Genomic DNA, 17,156 nt, shown 5'->3' on the forward strand with positions numbered 1-17,156 from the left:
GGATCACCTGCAAAGGCCCTGGCCTGCACCCCTTGGCCAAAGCCGGTATGATACGCGCCCGTCAGCGGAGTGCCCCATGGCCAAAGACATCGATAATCCGTGCATCTCGCTATGCCAGCTCAACAGCGAGCTGTGCGTCAGCTGTGGCCGGACCCGGGACGAGATCCGTAAATGGCGCGGCATGAAGCGCCCGGAGAAGATGGCGACCGTGCAGCGCGCGGCGGCGCGTATGAAGGCTATCGTCAAGAAGAACGCCAAGCGCCAGGTCATGGCGTCGTGAACGGGTAGTCCGAGGGTTCGAAGCGTTGCTGTGTGTCCATTTGGACGCCACGCAGATGCGCGGTTTCCTCGAACACGGCATACAGCGGGTCGGCGGCATAACCGATCAGCAGCGCGCGGCGCGGTGCACCGCTGGCATTCAAGCTGCCGGCATGTACCAGGTCGACATCGAACACCAGGGCGTCGCCCGCTCGCCCGGAAAGCTGGACGCTGCGTGATTCGTCACTGAAGTCGAAAGGTGGCGCGTCCGGGGCGGGGCGATGGCTGCAGGGGACGATACGGGTGGCTCCGTTGTCCGGGCCGTAATCGTCCAGGTAGACCATCACCCCCACCGTGTCGCCCGGGCGCTGCGCCGACAGGTCACGGTGCAGGCGTTGATGGCCACCCCCGGCAACGGGGGCGCGCCCCTCGACCTGGTAGAGGAAGAACCTTTCGCCGATCAACGCGCCAACCGCTGCCAGCACCTGCGGCAAGCGGCAAACGGCCTGGACCGCTGCTGCGCCATCCAGTTGCGCATGACGCCAGTCCCTGGCGCGGGGCACCGGCCAGTCCTCCGAGGGTTTCACCCCAGCCTCGAATAGCCGACGCAGCTCGTCCAGCCATTGTGTCGGGATCGCCTGGCGGAGCAGGGCATAGCCCGCCTGGTGCAGCTGTTGGTGATGGGGCATGGCACTCTCGCTATCCCTGTCAGTCGTGTGTTGGCCAAGGGTAGTGAGCCTGGCCGGCTTTTGCGAGCGTCACGGGTAGCGTGCACTTGGCCAATCACTTCTAGACTTGCGCACATCACCTGTATCCCGTGGGAGAGGCCCATGCGCAGACTCTGGCAAAAGTACCTGGCACTGCTCGACGCCGACCTCAGCGCCAAAGTGTTCGACAACTTGAAGAACCTGCTGGTGTGCGCGCTGCTGTTCGCCGCAGGCACCGAGGCGATTCACGGTGACCAGCAGATCCTGCTGGGCTTGTGGGTGTCGAGTTTCACTGGCTGGGGGCTGATCCTGGTGTCGGCGCTGCTGTTGCTGCTGAACGTCAGCGATACCTTGCACCGGCTGGCCAAGCTGCCTTACCACACGGCATTGCAGGTGATCCTGTGTTTGCTTTACCTGGTGCTGGCTTCGCGGGTGGTCGAGATCGTCTGGAGCTTCCGGGCGGAGTAGGGGCTGGCGAAGCCATGAAAGATCCTCGCGCGCCCCGTTGCGGCTCGTCAGGCGGTATGCCAAGACATTCGCCGACGAATCCCGGATAATACCCGCCATTTTCGCCCGCTTCCTGGTACCCCCTCGCATGGAAATCAAGGTCAATTTTCTCGACAACCTCCGTCTCGAAGCCAAGTTCGACGACTTCACGGTGATCGCCGACCAGCCGATCCGCTACAAGGGTGACGGCTCGGCCCCGGGGCCGTTCGACTACTTCCTGGCCTCGTCGGCCCTGTGCGCGGCGTACTTCGTCAAGCTGTACTGCCAGACCCGCGACATTCCGACCGAGAATATCCGCCTGTCGCAGAACAACATCGTCGACCCCGAGAACCGCTACAACCAGATCTTCAAGATCCAGGTCGAGCTGCCCGAGGACATATCCGAGAAGGACCGCCAGGGCATCCTGCGCTCCATCGACCGTTGCACCGTGAAGAAAGTGGTGCAGACCGGCCCCGAGTTCATCATCGAGCAGGTCGACAACCTCGACGCCGATGCCCAGGCATTGCTGATGCCGGTGTCGGACACCACCACCTACATCCCGGGCAAGGACCTGCCGCTGGAGCAGACCATCGCCAACATGTCTGCCCTGCTGGCGGAGCTGGGGATGAAGATCGAGATCGCCTCGTGGCGCAACATCGTGCCCAACGTCTGGTCGCTGCACGTGCGCGACGCGCAGTCGCCGATGTGCTTCACCAACGGCAAGGGCGCCACCAAGGAAGCGGCGCTGGCCTCGGCGCTGGGTGAGTTCATCGAGCGCTTGAACTGCAACTTCTTCTACAACGACCAGTTCTGGGGCGAGGACATCGCCAACGCCGCGTTCGTGCATTACCCCAACGAGCAGTGGTTCAAGCCTGGGCCCAAGGACGCGCTGCCGGCCGAGATCCTCGATGATTACTGCCTGCAGGTCTTCAACCCCGACGGCGAGCTGCGCGGCTCGCACCTGTACGACACCAACTCGGGCAACAAGGAGCGCGGTATCTGCTCGCTGCCGTTCGTGCGCCAGTCGGACGGCCAGACGGTGTACTTCCCGTCCAACCTGATCGAGAACCTGTACCTGAGCAACGGCATGAGCGCCGGCAACACCCTGGCCGAGGCACAGGTGCAGTGCCTGTCGGAGATCTTCGAGCGGGCGGTCAAGCGCGAGATCCTCGAAGGCGAGCTGTGCCTGCCGGACGTGCCGCAGGAGGTACTGGCCAAGTACCCGGGCATCGTCGCCGGCATCCAGGGGCTGGAGGAGCAGGGCTTCCCGGTGCTGGTCAAGGACGCGTCGCTGGGCGGTGAGTTCCCGGTGATGTGCGTGACCCTGATGAATCCGCGCACCGGCGGCGTGTTCGCTTCGTTCGGTGCCCATCCGAGCTTCGAGGTGGCGCTGGAACGCAGCCTGACCGAGCTGCTCCAGGGGCGCAGTTTCGAGGGCCTGAACGATCTGCCGCAGCCGACCTTTGACAGCCTCGCGCTAACTGAACCGAACAACTTCGTCGAGCACTTCATCGACTCCAGCGGCGTGGTGTCGTGGCGCTTCTTCAGCGCCAAGGCCGACTTCGAGTTCGTCGAGTGGGACTTCTCGGGCCACGGCGAGGACTCCAACCAGCAGGAGGCGCAGACGCTGTTCGGCATTCTCGAGGACCTGGGCAAGGAGGTGTACATGGCCGTGTACGACGACCTTGGCGCCACCGCCTGCCGCATCCTGGTGCCGGGTTATTCGGAGATCTACCCGGTCGAGGACCTGATCTGGGACAACACCAACCGGGCGCTGGGTTTCCGTGCCGACATCCTCAACCTGCACAAGCTGGACAACCGCTCGCTGAAGCTGCTGCTCAAGCGTCTGGACAATGCCGAGGTGGACGACTACACCACCATCACCACGCTGATCGGCGTCGAGTTCGACGACAACACGGTGTGGGGCCAGCTGACCATCCTCGAGCTGAAACTGCTGATTCACCTGGTACTGCAGCGCTTCGAGGACGCCAAGGAGCTGGTCGAGATGTTCCTGCAGTTCAACGACAACACCGTCGAGCGCGGGCTGTTCTACCAGGCGCTGAACGTGGTGCTGGAGGTGGTGCTGGACGATGAGCTGGAGATGGCCGACTACGAGGCCAACTTGCGCCGCATGTTCGGCAATGAGCGGATGGACGCGGTGCTGGGCTCGGTGGATGGCAGCGTGCGTTTCCATGGCTTGACCCCCACCAGCATGGGGCTCGAAGGGCTTGACCGTCACCTGCGTCTGGTCGAGAGCTACAAAAAGCTGCACGCCGCACGGGCGAGAGCGGCCGGGTTGAGCAGTTGATCATGTCTTGGATGCCAAGGGCCGCCTAAGCGGCCCTTTCTTTTTGGGACAGCGGCTTGCACCGGGGCTGGAGCAGCTGCTGCACGACCCGGGCTTATCCTGGTCACTTTCCAACTCCAACCGCGACGATGCACCACAGTGGCGCAATCCACAGGGTTGGTCTTAGCTGTTGCGGGCCCGGCGAGCGGTTGCCGCCCGTTGGGAAAAGATCGTCAGGGATAGGCCCAAGGAGGGTTGGATGAACAGGAAAATGCTGGCTGGCGCGATACTGCTGTGGATGTGCTCGATGACGGCGCAGGCCGACTGCGCGGTACTGGGACCCTGGGAGGACCCTTGTGCCGGCCCGGTGCTGGGCCCGACGACCTGCGTGTGCGAGCGCTGATCACAGTGAAAGTGCAGGGAAGCATCAATCATTGACCAGGAGGTTACCCATGAAGAAAGTCATGTTGGCTGTACTGCTGCTGTGGGGCTTTTCCGTGACGGCCCAGGCGTCGTGCCCGGTGTTCGGCCCGGGCACAGACCCTTGCGCGGGACCCGTGTTCGGGCCTTCGACCTGCGAGTGCCCTTGATTCCATGGCCGCCTGAGACGGCAGGCGCGAGCTTGCGCGGCGGATAACGGGCGAAAACCAGGCCGGGCTGGCTGCGCACCGATCACTGCGTATTCGAGGGGCTTGGAACATCTCGCTGATCGTGCAGCCCGGCCAGCACCTCGGCGGCGGTGGTGACATGACCGAAATGGTGCTTCCACAGGTCGATGCCCAACTGCCCGGAGCGGTCCAGCGAGGAACCCATGGTCAGGTCGGTGACCAGTGTCGGGGTAAGCCCCGCATCGAACAGGGCGAAGCCTGCGGCCAGCACGCAGGTCTCGGTCTGCAGCCCGCAGACCAACACACGCTCGACGCCGAGGCTTTTGATGTAGTCGAGTGTCTCGGCGCTCTGGCCGTAGCCATGCTTGATGAACACCTTGTCCGCCTCGACCAGGGCCACGTCCTCGCTGGCCGGGTGCCAACCGAGCTGGCGCTGGAAAGGTGTGACCTGCTCGTCGTGCAGTTCGACCGAAGCGATCGTGGGGATGTGCGCGGACAACACGCGGATGCCGTCCACCAGTTTCTCGGAAGGGCTGAAGGTGGATTGCACATCGACGATGAGCAGGACTTGCTGCATGGCGGTTTCCCGGGCGAGGTTCGAAAGCTGGCGAGTATACCGCCGCACGCCGGTTTATTGCGGCAAGGGCCTCTCTATCAACGTGGCGCGTTCACCTGACAATCCGCTTGAGGGCCTCGCCTGCAATTTCGCGGGTCAGTGACTCTGCACCCATATGCCTTCCCAGGCGCAATGCCTGCCCGGACCACAGGTTGCTGAAATCACTGTTGCCTTGCGGGTCGGTGATCGCGCGCAGCGGCATCAGCGCGCCGCCGGCCAACGGGAAACGCGGGGCGAGGGCGCTCATCGGGCCCAGCTCGCGCATGAGGCGGTTGTTGATGCCGCGGGCCGGGCGGCCGGTGAACAGGTTGGTCAGCGCGGTATCGCTGGCGGGGGCGTTGTCCAGGGCGCGGCGGTGTGCAGGTGACACCTTGGCCTCGGGGCAGAACAGGTAGGCGGTGCCGATCTGCACGGCCGAGGCGCCCAGGGCCAGGGCGGCGAGCAGGCCGCGGTGATCGGCCACGCCGCCTGCCGCGATCACCGGCAGGCTCACCGCATCGACGATCTGCGGCACCAGGGCGAAGGTGCCGATCTGGCTGGTGATGTCGTTGCTGAGGAACATGCCGCGATGGCCGCCGGCCTCATAGCCCATGGCGATGATCGCGTCGCAGCCATGCTGTTCCAGCCAGATCGCTTCCTCCACCGTGGTGGCGCTGGACAGCACCCTGGCGCCTGCCGCCTTGACCCGCTGCAGCAGCGCCGGCGCTGGCAGGCCGAAGTGGAAGCTGACCACTTCCGGGCGCAGTTCCTCCACCAGCTTGCAGCTTTGTTCGTCAAAGGGCGCGCGATTGGACACCGGCGTCGGCGCCTCGAAGTCCGCGCCGACTTCATCGTAGAAGGGCTTTAGCGCCTGTTTCCAGCGAGCGTCTTGCTCGGGGTCTGGCGCCGGCGGTTGATGGCAGAAGAAGTTCAGGTTGAGCGGACCCTGGCAGGCGGCACGGAAGGTGTCGATTTCGCCGCGCAACTGCTCGCTGGAGAGCATGGCGCAGGGCAGGGCGCCCAGGCCCCCGGCATTACCGACGGCGATGGCCATGGCTGAGCCGGTGGCGCCGGCCATGGGCGCCTGGAGGATGGGCAGCTCGATGCCAAGCAAATCGAGGATGCGGCGGTCTTGCCAGGTGCTCATGGGCGACTCCTTGAGTGCGGTGGGATCCAGAGTAGCTACAGGGCCTTGCTGACCTGGATGTCGCTGATCTTGTCAGCGTCGTCGCCATGGATCTTGCGCAGGGCTTCCTGCGCCTGCTCCAGGGAGGCGTCGGGCATCAGGGCGAAATCCCAGCGGCGTTCGCCGTCGAGCTTGTACTTGATCACGTACTTGATGGTCTGGGTCATGCTGGCCTCATCCGAGTTTCGACGACGAGCGACGAATGATCTTGATCTTGTGGGTCAGGCTTGGCTTGCGCGTCACGGAGATCGGGCGGGTGGTCACGGTGTCGATGGTGATGTTCCAGAAACCGGTGCTGGGAACGGTGATCTTCGCCGGGAATTTCTCGAAGTGGCCGCCGTGGTAGGTATGCCGGCCGCCATTCTTGAAGCTGCGGAAGTTGGCGTCGTTCATCAGGCGGATGTTGCAGCGCTGGGAACACTCGATGACGACGATATCGTCCTCGTTCAGGTGTTCGCGCTGGTGTACGAATTTCATGGGGCGCTCCGCAAGGATTGTTTCTGCAAACGCGAAAGATATCACGATGTGAGGTTACACTTGCGCCCGGGCTGACCAAGCCAAGGAGATTTCCGCCAGACGTGGGAGCAAAAACGCCTGGACGTGGTCAGAGGATGACTTTGAAGTTGGAGAGTATGTGCATGAAATGGGTAATAGCGGCAGCGGTGCTGGCATTGGGAGGCTGTGTCAGCGTGACGGAACTCGAGCAGTCCCACGCCACCTTGGACGTGATCTCTGGCAAGACGCCACGTGAATACGCCGACTGCGTGAAGCGCAAGCTGGCTGAAACGCGCGATCCGTTGCAGGAGGAGGTGCGCGGGGAAAACCTGCGCCTGACCGTACCGCAGAAGCTGACGGCTGGCGTGGGCCCGGCGGCGCTGCTCGATATCGACAAGCGCGGCAGCGGCAGCGCGATCAAGGTCTACGAGCGGTTGAACAACTTCCCGCTGCGCCTGGGCGACGTGCGCACTGCCGCAACTCAATGCATATCAGGTTCTTGATCCAGCTCAGTTAATCGGCAATTAGCTGGCGTATTGCCACTTTCCTTCCCGGCGGCACGTTGTCGCAGGCCGGGGAATAGGCCTAGTATTTCTGGGCTTATATCGTTTGAGCCTAAGCTTATAACAAGGAAATGGAGCCTCCGTGATGAAACCCCTGAGCCATGTCGTGATCGGCAGCTTGCTGATCTTGGCCTGGCCCTCGGCGCACGCTGCCGACGGCCAGAAAATCTTCAACCAGGGCGGGCAGAATCCCGCCGCCATGGCTTGCCTCGGCTGCCATGGCCCGGACGGCAAAGGCATCGCCGCCGCCGGCTTTCCCCGCTTGGCCGGCTTGCCTGCCGGTTATCTGAGCAAGCAATTGCAGGACTTTCGCAGTGGCAGCCGCAAGCAGGCGGTGATGGAACCACTGGCCAAGGCCCTGGACGATGCGGAAATCGAAGCGATCAGCGCCTACCTGGCCAAGCTGCCAGCCGATCCCGCACCTGACACGCGGCGTCAGCAGATTGCCACCAATCCGGTGGCTCGCCTGGCCCTCTATGGCGACTGGAGCCGCAAGATTCCCGGTTGCGTGCAGTGCCATGGCCCGGGTGGCAGCGGTGTCGGCGAGCACTTCCCGCCGTTGGCCGGGCAGCCGGCCGGCTACCTGGTGGCACAGCTCAACGCCTGGCGCGATGGCAGCCGCAGCAACGACCCCAACCAGCTGATGGTGGATGTCGCCAAAGCGATGACCGATGCCGAGGTCAAGGCGGTTGCCGACTACTTCGCACAGCCGGCGAGCCAGGAGGCCAAGCCATGAAAACCCTTATGCCAAGCCTGTTGCTGTTGGCCATGGGCGCTGCCCAGGCCACCCCTATCGCCATGGAAGACCAGTCCCAGCTCAAGGTGCCGGGCGTGCAGGCGGCCCCGCAATTCGTACCGCCCGCGGAAAGCGCCATTCCGGACAACGCCTTTGGCAAGATGGTCCGTGAAGGGCATGCGCTGTTCGTCGATACCCGCAGGCTGATGCCCGAAGCCGTCGGCAATGGCCTGAACTGCAGCAACTGCCACCTCGACCAGGGCCGCCTGTTCCATTCCGCGCCGCTTTGGGGCGCCTATCCGATGTATCCGGCGTACCGCAAGAAAAACGACAAGGTCAACACCTTCGCCGAACGCATCCAGGGCTGTTTCAGCTTCAGCATGAACGGCAAGCCGCCGGCGGCCGACAGCCCGCAGATGACCGCGTTGAGCGTCTATGCCTACTGGCTGTCGACCCAGGCGCCGACGGGGGTGGAGATCGCCGGTCGCGGCTACCCGGAAGTGCCGAAGCCCAAGGATGGCTACGACTTCAAGCGCGGCGAGCAGGTGTATGACCAACAATGCGCGATCTGCCACGGCGGTAACGGCGAAGGGCAGAAGGTGGCCGGGGACTACGTGATGCCGCCGTTGTGGGGCAAGGACTCGTACAACTGGGGGGCTGGCATGCACCGGATCAATACGGCGGCGTCGTTCATCAAGTACAACATGCCATTGGGCAAGCCCGGTAGCCTGAGCGACCAGCAGGCCTGGGACGTGGCAGCCTGGATCAATCGCCATGAGCGGCCGCAGGATCCGCGCCTGGTCGAGGGCTCTATCGAGAAGACCCGGCTGAAGTTCCATGCCAATGACGGGGTTAACCTCTATGGGCAGAAAGTCGATGGCGTGTTGATCGGGCAGGGGATCGGCGGTTGAGCCGAAACCCTCGCGGGGCAAGCCCGCCCCCACGCCCGGCAAGGGATGATCGTGGGGGCGGGCTTGCCCCGCCATGACGCCGCCAGGCGCTTAAAATTCACGGCCGTCCGGAACTATCTACACTGGAATATCTCTATGATGGCATCGGCCAGCGCGGGGGGCATTGTAAGGTGACCGCCGCCTGATTAGACTGCGCCGAATTTCGTACGCAAAGCCCTTGTTAAGGACGTATATGATCAAGAAATGCTTGTTCCCGGCAGCCGGTTACGGCACCCGCTTCCTGCCCGCTACCAAAGCCATGCCCAAGGAAATGCTGCCGGTGGTCAACAAGCCACTGATCCAGTATGGCGTTGAAGAAGCGCTGGACGCTGGCCTCAGCGAGATCTCCATCGTCACCGGCCGTGGCAAGCGCGCCCTGGAAGACCACTTCGACATCAGCTACGAGCTGGAAAACCAGATCAAGGGCACCGACAAGGAGAAGTACCTGGTCGGCATCCGTCGCCTGCTCGACGAGTGCTCGTTCTCCTACACCCGCCAGACCGAAATGAAAGGTCTGGGCCACGCGATCCTGACTGGCCGCCCGCTGATCGGCGACGAGCCGTTCGCCGTGGTGCTGGCTGACGACCTGTGCGTCAACCCGGAGGGTGACGGCGTATTGACCCAGATGGTCAAGCTGTTCAAGCAGTACCGCTGCTCGATCGTTGCCATTCAGGAAGTCGACCCGCAGGAAACCAACAAGTACGGTGTGATCGCCGGCGAAATGATCCGTGACGACATCTACCGCGTGACCAACATGGTCGAGAAGCCCAAGCCCGAAGACGCGCCGTCGAACCTGGCGATCATCGGTCGCTACATCCTGACCCCGGACATCTTCGACATCATCGCCAATACCGAGCCTGGCAAGGGCGGCGAGATCCAGATCACCGACGCCCTGCTGCAGCAGGCCAAGGATGGCTGCGTGATCGCCTACAAGTTCAAGGGCAAGCGTTTCGACTGCGGTGGCGCCGAGGGTTACATCGACGCGACCAACTTCTGCTTCGAGAACTACTACAAGACCGGCAAGGCGTACTGAGTTCGCCCGGCAGGTCCAGGAGCCACCCTTCGGGGTGGCTTTTTTGTCTGTGGCAGGTAACGGCGCTATGCTGGGCGCCTGCCTAGGAGACTGAATGCATGGCCTACGATTTTGATCTGTTCGTGATTGGCGCCGGTTCCGGCGGTGTGCGCGCGGCGCGATTCGCCGCGGGCTTCGGTGCCAGGGTGGCGGTGGCCGAGAGCCGTTACCTGGGGGGCACCTGCGTCAACGTCGGCTGCGTGCCGAAGAAACTGCTGGTGTACGGCGCCCATGTGGCCGACGAGCTGGAACAGGCCGCGGGCTTCGGTTGGACCCTCGAGGAGGGCCATTTCGACTGGGGTACGCTGATCGCCAACAAGAACCGCGAGATCGAGCGCCTCAACGGCATCTATCGCAACTTGCTGGTCAACAGTGGCGTCACCCTGCTGCAGGGACATGCCCGGATCACCGGCGCCAATGAAGTGGAGGTCGAGGGCCAGCGCTACACGGCGGCCACCATCCTGATCGCCACCGGTGGCTGGCCACAGGTGCCCGACATCCCCGGCAAGGAACTGGCGATCACCTCCAACGAAGCCTTCTACCTTAAGGCATTGCCACGTCGCGTGCTGGTAGTGGGTGGTGGCTATATCGCCGTGGAGTTCGCCGGCATCTTCCAGGGCCTGGGCGCCGCTACCACGTTGCTGTATCGCGGCGACCTGTTCCTGCGCGGTTTCGACGGTTCGGTGCGCACGCACCTGAAGGAAGAACTGGAAAAGCGCGGCATGGACCTTCAGTTCAACGCCGATATCCAGCGCATCGACAAACTCGATGACGGCAGCCTCAAGGCCACCCTCAATGATGGTCGCGAGCTGGTGGCCGATTGCATCTTCTACGCCACCGGTCGGCGGCCGATGCTGGACAACCTGGGCCTGGAAAACACCGGGGTGGAGCTGGATCCGCGTGGTTTCATCCGAGTCGATGAGCAGTTCCAGACCACCGAGCCTTCGATACTGGCCATCGGCGATGTGATCGGCCGGGTGCAACTGACGCCGGTGGCCCTGGCCGAAGGCATGGCCGTGGCCCGTCGTCTGTTCAAGCCTGAGCAGTACCGTCCTGTCGATTACCAGAACATCCCGACCGCGGTGTTCAGCCAGCCGCCGATCGGCACCGTGGGCCTGACCGAGGAGCAGGCGCTGGCCGCCGGGCACAAGGTGCAGATCTTCGAGAGCCGCTTCCGGGCGATGAAGCTGACCCTCACCGACATCCAGGAGAAGACCCTGATGAAGCTGGTGGTCGACGCCGAGACTGACAAGGTCCTGGGTTGCCACATGGTCGGCCCGGATGCCGGTGAAATCATCCAGGGGCTGGGTATCGCCCTGAAAGCCGGGGCGACCAAGCAGCAGTTCGACGAAACCATCGGCGTGCACCCGACCGCCGCCGAAGAATTCGTGACCATGCGTACCGTCACTCGCTGATACGCCTTATCGCGGGGCAAGCCCGCTCTTACGCCAGGTACCGCCGGGCGTGGGAGCGGGCTTGCCCCGCGATGCTTTTGACCCCGCGCAATCCTTTGCTCAGCCCAATCCCTTCTATTAATAATCCCGCCTTATAGCCAAAACCAATCGCAAGCATGAGCTTTGCCAATGAGCCTTTAACGGGACCAGCGGTTAGGATTCTCTCCGTCAACTGATTTCAACCCATTGAAATTCAATCCATGAAGGAGCGTCTCTCATGCCTATCATCAACAGCCAGGTCAAACCGTTCAACGCCACCGCCTACCACAACGGCGAGTTCGTCCAGGTCAGCGAAGCCGACCTGAAAGGCAAGTGGTCCGTCGTATTCTTCTACCCGGCCGACTTCACTTTCGTCTGCCCGACCGAACTGGGCGACCTGGCCGACAACTACGCCGAGTTCCAGAAACTGGGCGTGGAAATCTACGGCGTGTCCACCGACACCCACTTCACCCACAAAGCCTGGCACGACACTTCGGACACCATCGGCAAGATCAAGTACCCACTGATCGGTGACCCGACCCACGTCATCTCGCGCAACTTCGACGTGCTGATCGAGGAAGCCGGCCTGGCCGATCGCGGTACCTTCGTGATCAACCCGGAAGGCCAGATCAAGATCGTCGAACTGAACGACGGTGGTGTAGGCCGCGATGCTGCCGAGCTGCTGCGTAAAGTCAAAGCTGCCCAGTACGTTGCCGCTCACCCAGGCGAAGTCTGTCCGGCCAAGTGGAAAGAAGGCGAAGCCACTCTGGCACCGTCGCTGGACCTGGTCGGCAAGATCTAAGTCGATGCACACCCCGCGGGCGGTAGACAGCCGCCAAAGCTGAAGCAGTTACCGCCCCGTAAAAACGCCCGGGCGACCTCGCCTGGGCGTTTTTGTATCTGAGTTTTGAAAAAGGAATCGCCCGTATGTTGGACGCCACGCTTAAATCGCAACTGAAAACCTACCTGGAGCGGGTCACCCAGCCGATCGAGATCGTTGCCTCCCTCGACGACGGCGCGAAGTCCCGCGAATTGCACGACCTGCTGGTGGAAATCGCCGGCCTGTCGAACCTGATTACCTTCAGCGCGGACGGCGCCGACACCCGTCGCCCTTCGTTCTCGCTGAACCGCCCGGGGTCTGATATCAGCCTGCGCTTCGCCGGCATCCCCATGGGCCACGAATTCACTTCCCTGGTGCTGGCGCTGCTGCAAGTCGGTGGCCATCCCTCCAAGGCCAGTGCCGAAGTGATCGAGCAGATCCAGGCGCTGGAAGGCGAGTTCACCTTCGAGACCTACTTCTCGCTGTCGTGCCAGAACTGCCCGGACGTGGTCCAGGCGCTGAACCTGATGGCGGTGCTCAACCCCAATGTGCGCCACGTCGCCATCGACGGCGCGTTGTTCCAGGATGAAGTTGAAGCCCGCAAGGTCATGGCCGTGCCGAGCATCTACCTGAACGGCGAAGTGTTCGGCCAGGGTCGCATGGGGCTGGAAGAGATTCTCGGCAAGATCGACACCAATGCCGGCGCCCGCCAGGCCGAGAAGATCAATGCCAAGGACGCCTTCGACGTACTGGTGGTCGGCGGTGGCCCGGCCGGTGCCGCCGCAGCGATCTACGCCGCGCGCAAAGGCATCCGTACCGGTGTTGCGGCCGAGCGTTTCGGCGGCCAGGTGCTCGACACCCTGGCCATCGAGAACTTCATCTCGGTGCAAGAGACCGAAGGGCCGAAGCTGGCCACGGCCCTGGAAGAGCACGTCAAGCAGTACGACGTCGACATCATGAACCTGCAGCGCGGCGAAGCGTTGATCCCGGCCACCGACGGCGGCCTGCACGAAGTACGCCTGGCCGGCGGCGCCTCGCTCAAGGCCAAGACCGTGATCCTGGCTACCGGTGCCCGCTGGCGTGAGATGAACGTGCCGGGCGAGCAGCAATACCGCGCTCGCGGCGTGGCCTACTGCCCGCACTGCGACGGCCCGCTGTTCAAGGGCAAGCGCGTGGCGGTGATCGGTGGCGGCAACTCCGGTGTGGAAGCGGCCATCGACCTGGCCGGTGTCGTTGCCCAGGTGACCCTGATCGAGTTCGACAGCCAGCTGCGTGCCGACGCCGTGTTGCAGCGCAAGCTGCACAGCCTGCCGAACGTCAAGGTGATCACCAGCGCGCTGACCACCGAAGTGGTCGGCGACGGTGAAAAGGTCACCGGCCTGCGCTACAAGGACCGCAGCACCGAGGCGCTGCATGACCTGGCGCTGGAAGGCATCTTCGTGCAGATCGGCTTGCTGCCCAACACCGATTGGCTCAAGGGCACCGTGGAGCTGTCGCCGCGCGGCGAGATCATCGTCGACGCCAAGGGCCAGACCAGCATCCCGGGTGTGTTCGCCGCCGGTGACGTGACCACGGTGCCATACAAGCAGATCGTCATCGCCGTGGGCGAGGGCGCCAAGGCTTCGCTGGCCGCCTTCGATCACTTGATCCGCACTTCGGCCCCGGCCTGACCGCCTGCGGTTGCAACGCTAGAACGCCGCCATCCCTTGGGGATGGCGGCGTTCTAATTTGTTTCGGCTGTCTCAGGCCGGCTTGCCCAAGGCCTCGTCGGTGGCCTTGCCACGCCCGCCCAGCCACACCAGCAGCAACCCGGTCGCCGCCAGCAGGCCACCGGCCATCGGCACCGCCGCGTAACCCAGGTCCAGGCTGATCACCGCGCCACCCAGAGCCGCGCCCACGGCATTGCCCAGGTTGAACGCGCCGACATTGATCGACGACGCCAGCCCCGGCGCTTCGGCCGCGGCGATCATCACCCGCATCTGCAGCGGCGGAACCACGGCGAAGGTGAATACCCCCCAGACCAGCAGCGCGAGCGCCGCGCCGACATGGCTGCCCAGTACCAGCGGCATCAGCAGCATGATCGCCGCCAGTGCGCCGAGGAAGATCCTTGCGGCACCGTCCAGCGACCAGTCGGCCAGCTTGCCACCCAGGCTGTTGCCCAGGGTGAAGCCGACGCCAATCAGCACCAGGCCGAGGGTGACGAAACTGGCGGAGGCGCCGGTCAGCTCGGCGAGCACCGGCGCGACATAGGTGTACAGGGTGAACATGGCGCCTGCGCCGAGCACGGTGGTGGCCATGGCCAGCAGCACGTTGGGACGGGCGATTACCGCCAGCTCCTTGCGCACATGGGGCACGTTGCCGCGCTCGCCCTTGGGCAGCGCATACCACAGGGCGGCGATGGCCAGCAGGCCGAGCACTGCGGTGCCGGCAAAGGCCATGCGCCAGCCGACCTGCTGGCCGAGCCAGGTGGCGGCCGGCACGCCGCCGATGTTGGCGATGGTCAGGCCCATGAACATGGTGGCCACCGCGCTGGCCTGCTTGTCCCGGGGCACCACGCTGGCGGCCACCACCGCGCCCAGGCCGAAGAAGGCGCCATGGTTGAGGCTGGTGATCAGGCGCGAGACAAGCAGGGTGTAGTAGTCCGGCGACAGCGCCGACAGCAGGTTGCCGAGGGTGAAGATGCCCATCAGCATCATCAGCGCGGCACGCTTGCCGAAGCGGCTGAACAGCAAGGTCATGATCGGCGCGCCGACCATGACGCCGATGGCATAGGCGGTGATCAGCATGCCGGCGCTGGGAATGCTGGCGCCGACGCCGTCGGCGATCACCGGCAGCAGGCCCATGGGGGTGAACTCGGTGGTGCCGATGCCGAAGGCGCCGATGGCCAGGGCGAACAGCACCCGTCCGGGGGAAAGCGTGCTCATTGGGAGCTCCGAAAAAGCGGTTGAAATCAGGGAGGTGGGCCTCCATGCCCGAAGGATATCAGTCCCAGGCCGGCGCCAGGCCGTCCGGGCTGACTTCACGGCCGTCGCGCTCCAGAGTGGCGATGCGCGCCATGTCGTCGGCGTCCAGGCGCAGGCTCTGGGCGAGCAGGTTGCTGGCCAGGTTCTCGCGCTTGGTCGATGAAGGGATCACCGCGTAGCCCAGTTGCAATGCCCAGGCCAAGGCCACCTGGGCCACGGTGGCCTTGTGCTTGGCGGCGATTTGCGCCAGCAGCGGATCCTTCAGGACCTTGCCATAGGCCAGGGTCATGTAGGAGGTTGTGGTGATGCCTTGTTCCGCGAGGAAGGCGCTGAGCTTGCGGTTTTGCAGGTACGGGCTGAGCTCGATCTGGTTGGTGGCGATCTCGCCCTGGCCGACCACGGCGATGGCCTGGCGGGTCAGTTCGATGTTGAAGTTGGAGATGCCGATCTGGCGGGTCAGGCCCTGGCGCTTGGCCTCGGCCAGGGCCTGCATGTATTCGGGCAGCTCGACGCCATTGCCTGGTGCGGGCCAGTGGATCAGCAGCAGGTCGACATGCTCGGTGCGCAGCTTGGCCAGGCTCTCGCGCAAGCTGGGGATCAGTTTGTCGGCGGCGTAGTTGTCGACCCAGATCTTGGTGGTGATGAACAATTCGTCGCGCGGCACGCCGCTTTCGGCGATGGCCTGGCCGACCTCGGCCTCGTTCTTGTAGATCTGCGCGGTGTCGATGGCGCGGTAGCCCAGCTCCAGCGCCGACTTGACCGAGTCGATGACGGCCTGGCCGGTGAGGCGGAAGGTACCCAGGCCAAAGGATGGAATGCTCATGGATGTGCTCCTGTCGAGTGAATGCTTGCAGTGTGCGCGGTTCGGCGGGATTGATTAAGGCCTCGGCAAAACAAGGTCCTTTGAGCTGGAGTCATGAATGCGGGGTTGGGTTGTGATCAGAGCGTGACAATAATGGCGTACACGCGTGCGGCAGATACGCTGGATAGCACCGGCTTTGCTGGTGATCGCGGCCAGGCCAGGACTACCTGAGAATGTTGTGATTGAGCAAGTGCGGCTAGGCGGGGTCATGGCAGGATCGACGAAGCTGTGGCCTGCCGTATTTCCAGGAGCAACCTGATTTGTCAGTCAATGCCCTTTACCAGCAGCGGTTCGAGACCGTGCTTGCCTATATCGAGGACAACCTTGAAGGTGACCTGTCGGTGGAAACCTTGAGCGCTGTGGCACATTTTTCGGCGTTTCATTTTCACCGTCAGTTCAGTGCCTATGTGGGTGTCCCGGTTGCCCGTTATGTGCAACTGATGCGCCTGCGCCGTGCCGCGCATCGGTTGCTCGGCCAGCCCGAACACTCGGTGCTGGACGCGGCCCTGGCGGCGGGGTTCGAAAGCCCCGAGGCATTCAGCAGGGCGTTCAGGCGGGCCTTTGGGCATGCGCCCAGCGCGTTTCGCCGCCGGCCGGACTGGCAGGTATGGAATACGGTGTTTGCCATTCCTCATTTTTCCAGGAGCATCACCATGCAGGTACGAATCGTCGATTTCGCCGCCGTGCGCCTTGCCGCGCTCGAACATCGGGGGCCGCCGAGCCAGGTCAGCGAAAGCGTGCGCCGGTTTATCGACTGGCGCATGAGCAGCGGGCAATCGCCCGTGGCCAGCAGCCGCAGCTTCGGCATCCCCTACAATAATCCGGACACTACCGCGCCGGAAGACTTCCGCTTTGCCATCTGCGGGGAAATCCACGAGGCCGTGGTGCCGAACGTTCAGGGCGTGCGGGAGTCGAGCCTGCCTGCGGGGCGCTGCGCGGTGGTGCGGCATGTCGGCTCGCCGGATCATATCGGCGAGACGATCTACCCGATCTATCGTGATTGGCTACCGGGCAGTGGCGAGGAGTTGCGCGATCATCCGCTGTTCTTCCACTACCTGAGCATCTATCCGCAGACGCCGCTGGAACAATGGCAGACGGATATCTACGTGCCGATACGCTGAGCGCCAAGGCCGAG

Annotated in this window: 20 protein-coding genes; 13 read left to right on the forward strand and 7 right to left on the reverse strand. The window is 63.6% G+C overall.

What is annotated here, in order from left to right; genetic code table 11:
- The first annotated feature begins 76 nt into the window (after window positions 1-76).
- Complete coding sequence (locus C3F42_RS28010) at window positions 77-280, forward strand: DUF1289 domain-containing protein (RefSeq protein WP_023631435.1); 204 nt, start codon at window positions 77-79, stop codon at window positions 278-280.
- On the opposite strand, the gene C3F42_RS28015 is transcribed toward C3F42_RS28010, so the two are convergent.
- A complete protein-coding gene (locus tag C3F42_RS28015; protein WP_094011387.1) occupies window positions 267-947 on the reverse strand; it encodes a phytanoyl-CoA dioxygenase family protein in 681 nt (226 codons plus the stop codon). The genes C3F42_RS28010 and C3F42_RS28015 overlap by 14 nt on opposite strands.
- Window positions 948-1,088: 141 nt before the next feature.
- Between C3F42_RS28015 and C3F42_RS28020 the strand changes: the two genes are divergently transcribed.
- The 4 genes from C3F42_RS28020 to C3F42_RS29675 all read left to right on the forward strand — a co-directional run bounded on the left by C3F42_RS28020 (window position 1,089) and on the right by C3F42_RS29675 (window position 4,328).
- A complete protein-coding gene (locus tag C3F42_RS28020) occupies window positions 1,089-1,433 on the forward strand; it encodes a hypothetical protein (RefSeq protein WP_023630028.1) in 345 nt (114 codons plus the stop codon).
- Between the two features lie 127 nt (window positions 1,434-1,560).
- The gene (locus C3F42_RS28025) at window positions 1,561-3,759 is read left to right on the forward strand and encodes an OsmC domain/YcaO domain-containing protein (RefSeq protein WP_023630029.1); all 2,199 of its coding nucleotides are present in this window, start codon (window positions 1,561-1,563) and stop codon (window positions 3,757-3,759) included.
- A gap of 238 nt (window positions 3,760-3,997) precedes the next feature.
- On the forward strand, window positions 3,998-4,141 hold the full coding sequence (locus C3F42_RS28030; protein ID WP_023630030.1) for a hypothetical protein: 144 nt from the start codon (window positions 3,998-4,000) through the stop codon (window positions 4,139-4,141).
- Window positions 4,142-4,190: 49 nt separating this feature from the next.
- The gene (locus C3F42_RS29675; RefSeq protein ID WP_023630031.1) at window positions 4,191-4,328 is read left to right on the forward strand and encodes a hypothetical protein; all 138 of its coding nucleotides are present in this window, start codon (window positions 4,191-4,193) and stop codon (window positions 4,326-4,328) included.
- Window positions 4,329-4,410: 82 nt separating this feature from the next.
- Here C3F42_RS29675 and C3F42_RS28035 read toward each other — a convergent pair whose 3' ends face one another.
- The 4 genes from C3F42_RS28035 to C3F42_RS28045 form a co-directional block, all read right to left on the reverse strand.
- Complete coding sequence (locus C3F42_RS28035) at window positions 4,411-4,923, reverse strand: isochorismatase family protein (RefSeq protein WP_094011388.1); 513 nt, start codon at window positions 4,921-4,923, stop codon at window positions 4,411-4,413.
- 91 nt (window positions 4,924-5,014) lie between these two features.
- Window positions 5,015-6,088, reverse strand: a complete 1,074-nt coding sequence (locus C3F42_RS28040; protein ID WP_094011389.1) for a nitronate monooxygenase family protein — start codon at window positions 6,086-6,088, stop codon at window positions 5,015-5,017.
- A gap of 35 nt (window positions 6,089-6,123) precedes the next feature.
- A complete protein-coding gene (locus tag C3F42_RS29680; RefSeq protein WP_094011390.1) occupies window positions 6,124-6,294 on the reverse strand; it encodes a hypothetical protein in 171 nt (56 codons plus the stop codon).
- Window positions 6,295-6,301: 7 nt separating this feature from the next.
- Entirely contained in the window at window positions 6,302-6,604 is a 303-nt protein-coding gene (locus C3F42_RS28045; protein ID WP_023631136.1) for a DUF1883 domain-containing protein, read from the reverse strand.
- A 161-nt stretch (window positions 6,605-6,765) separates the two neighbouring features.
- Here C3F42_RS28045 and C3F42_RS28050 point away from each other — a divergent pair, with 161 nt between their 5' ends.
- From C3F42_RS28050 to ahpF, 7 genes are all read left to right on the forward strand, one after another.
- Window positions 6,766-7,125, forward strand: coding sequence for a hypothetical protein (locus C3F42_RS28050; RefSeq protein ID WP_094011392.1), 360 nt, complete (start codon window positions 6,766-6,768; stop codon window positions 7,123-7,125).
- A 145-nt stretch (window positions 7,126-7,270) separates the two neighbouring features.
- Entirely contained in the window at window positions 7,271-7,921 is a 651-nt protein-coding gene (locus C3F42_RS28055) for a cytochrome c (RefSeq protein WP_094011393.1), read from the forward strand.
- Complete coding sequence (locus C3F42_RS28060) at window positions 7,918-8,832, forward strand: c-type cytochrome (protein WP_104445171.1); 915 nt, start codon at window positions 7,918-7,920, stop codon at window positions 8,830-8,832. Before C3F42_RS28055 ends, C3F42_RS28060 begins: the two co-directional genes overlap by 4 nt.
- A 232-nt stretch (window positions 8,833-9,064) precedes the next feature.
- Window positions 9,065-9,904, forward strand: a complete 840-nt coding sequence (galU, locus tag C3F42_RS28065) for a UTP--glucose-1-phosphate uridylyltransferase GalU (protein WP_023631140.1) — start codon at window positions 9,065-9,067, stop codon at window positions 9,902-9,904.
- 98 nt (window positions 9,905-10,002) lie between these two features.
- A complete protein-coding gene (gene gorA / locus C3F42_RS28070) occupies window positions 10,003-11,358 on the forward strand; it encodes a glutathione-disulfide reductase (RefSeq protein ID WP_104445172.1) in 1,356 nt (451 codons plus the stop codon).
- 256 nt (window positions 11,359-11,614) lie between these two features.
- On the forward strand, window positions 11,615-12,178 hold the full coding sequence (gene ahpC / locus C3F42_RS28075) for an alkyl hydroperoxide reductase subunit C (protein WP_023631141.1): 564 nt from the start codon (window positions 11,615-11,617) through the stop codon (window positions 12,176-12,178).
- 125 nt (window positions 12,179-12,303) lie between these two features.
- Complete coding sequence (gene ahpF, locus C3F42_RS28080; protein ID WP_104445173.1) at window positions 12,304-13,866, forward strand: alkyl hydroperoxide reductase subunit F; 1,563 nt, start codon at window positions 12,304-12,306, stop codon at window positions 13,864-13,866.
- Window positions 13,867-13,938: 72 nt separating this feature from the next.
- On the opposite strand, the gene C3F42_RS28085 is transcribed toward ahpF, so the two are convergent.
- Both C3F42_RS28085 and dkgB read right to left on the reverse strand, forming a co-directional pair.
- Complete coding sequence (locus C3F42_RS28085; RefSeq protein ID WP_094011397.1) at window positions 13,939-15,120, reverse strand: MFS transporter; 1,182 nt, start codon at window positions 15,118-15,120, stop codon at window positions 13,939-13,941.
- A gap of 58 nt (window positions 15,121-15,178) precedes the next feature.
- Window positions 15,179-15,982, reverse strand: coding sequence for a 2,5-didehydrogluconate reductase DkgB (gene dkgB, locus C3F42_RS28090; RefSeq protein ID WP_094011398.1), 804 nt, complete (start codon window positions 15,980-15,982; stop codon window positions 15,179-15,181).
- 299 nt (window positions 15,983-16,281) lie between these two features.
- Between dkgB and C3F42_RS28095 the strand changes: the two genes are divergently transcribed.
- Window positions 16,282-17,142 carry a GyrI-like domain-containing protein gene (locus tag C3F42_RS28095; RefSeq protein ID WP_256586239.1) on the forward strand — a complete coding sequence of 287 codons (861 nt, stop codon included), beginning with the start codon at window positions 16,282-16,284 and terminating at the stop codon, window positions 17,140-17,142.
- The last annotated feature ends 14 nt before the right edge of the window (window positions 17,143-17,156 follow it).

The organism is Pseudomonas sp. PONIH3, assembly GCF_002934345.1.
Taxonomy (GTDB): Bacteria; Pseudomonadota; Gammaproteobacteria; order Pseudomonadales; family Pseudomonadaceae; genus Aquipseudomonas; species Aquipseudomonas soli.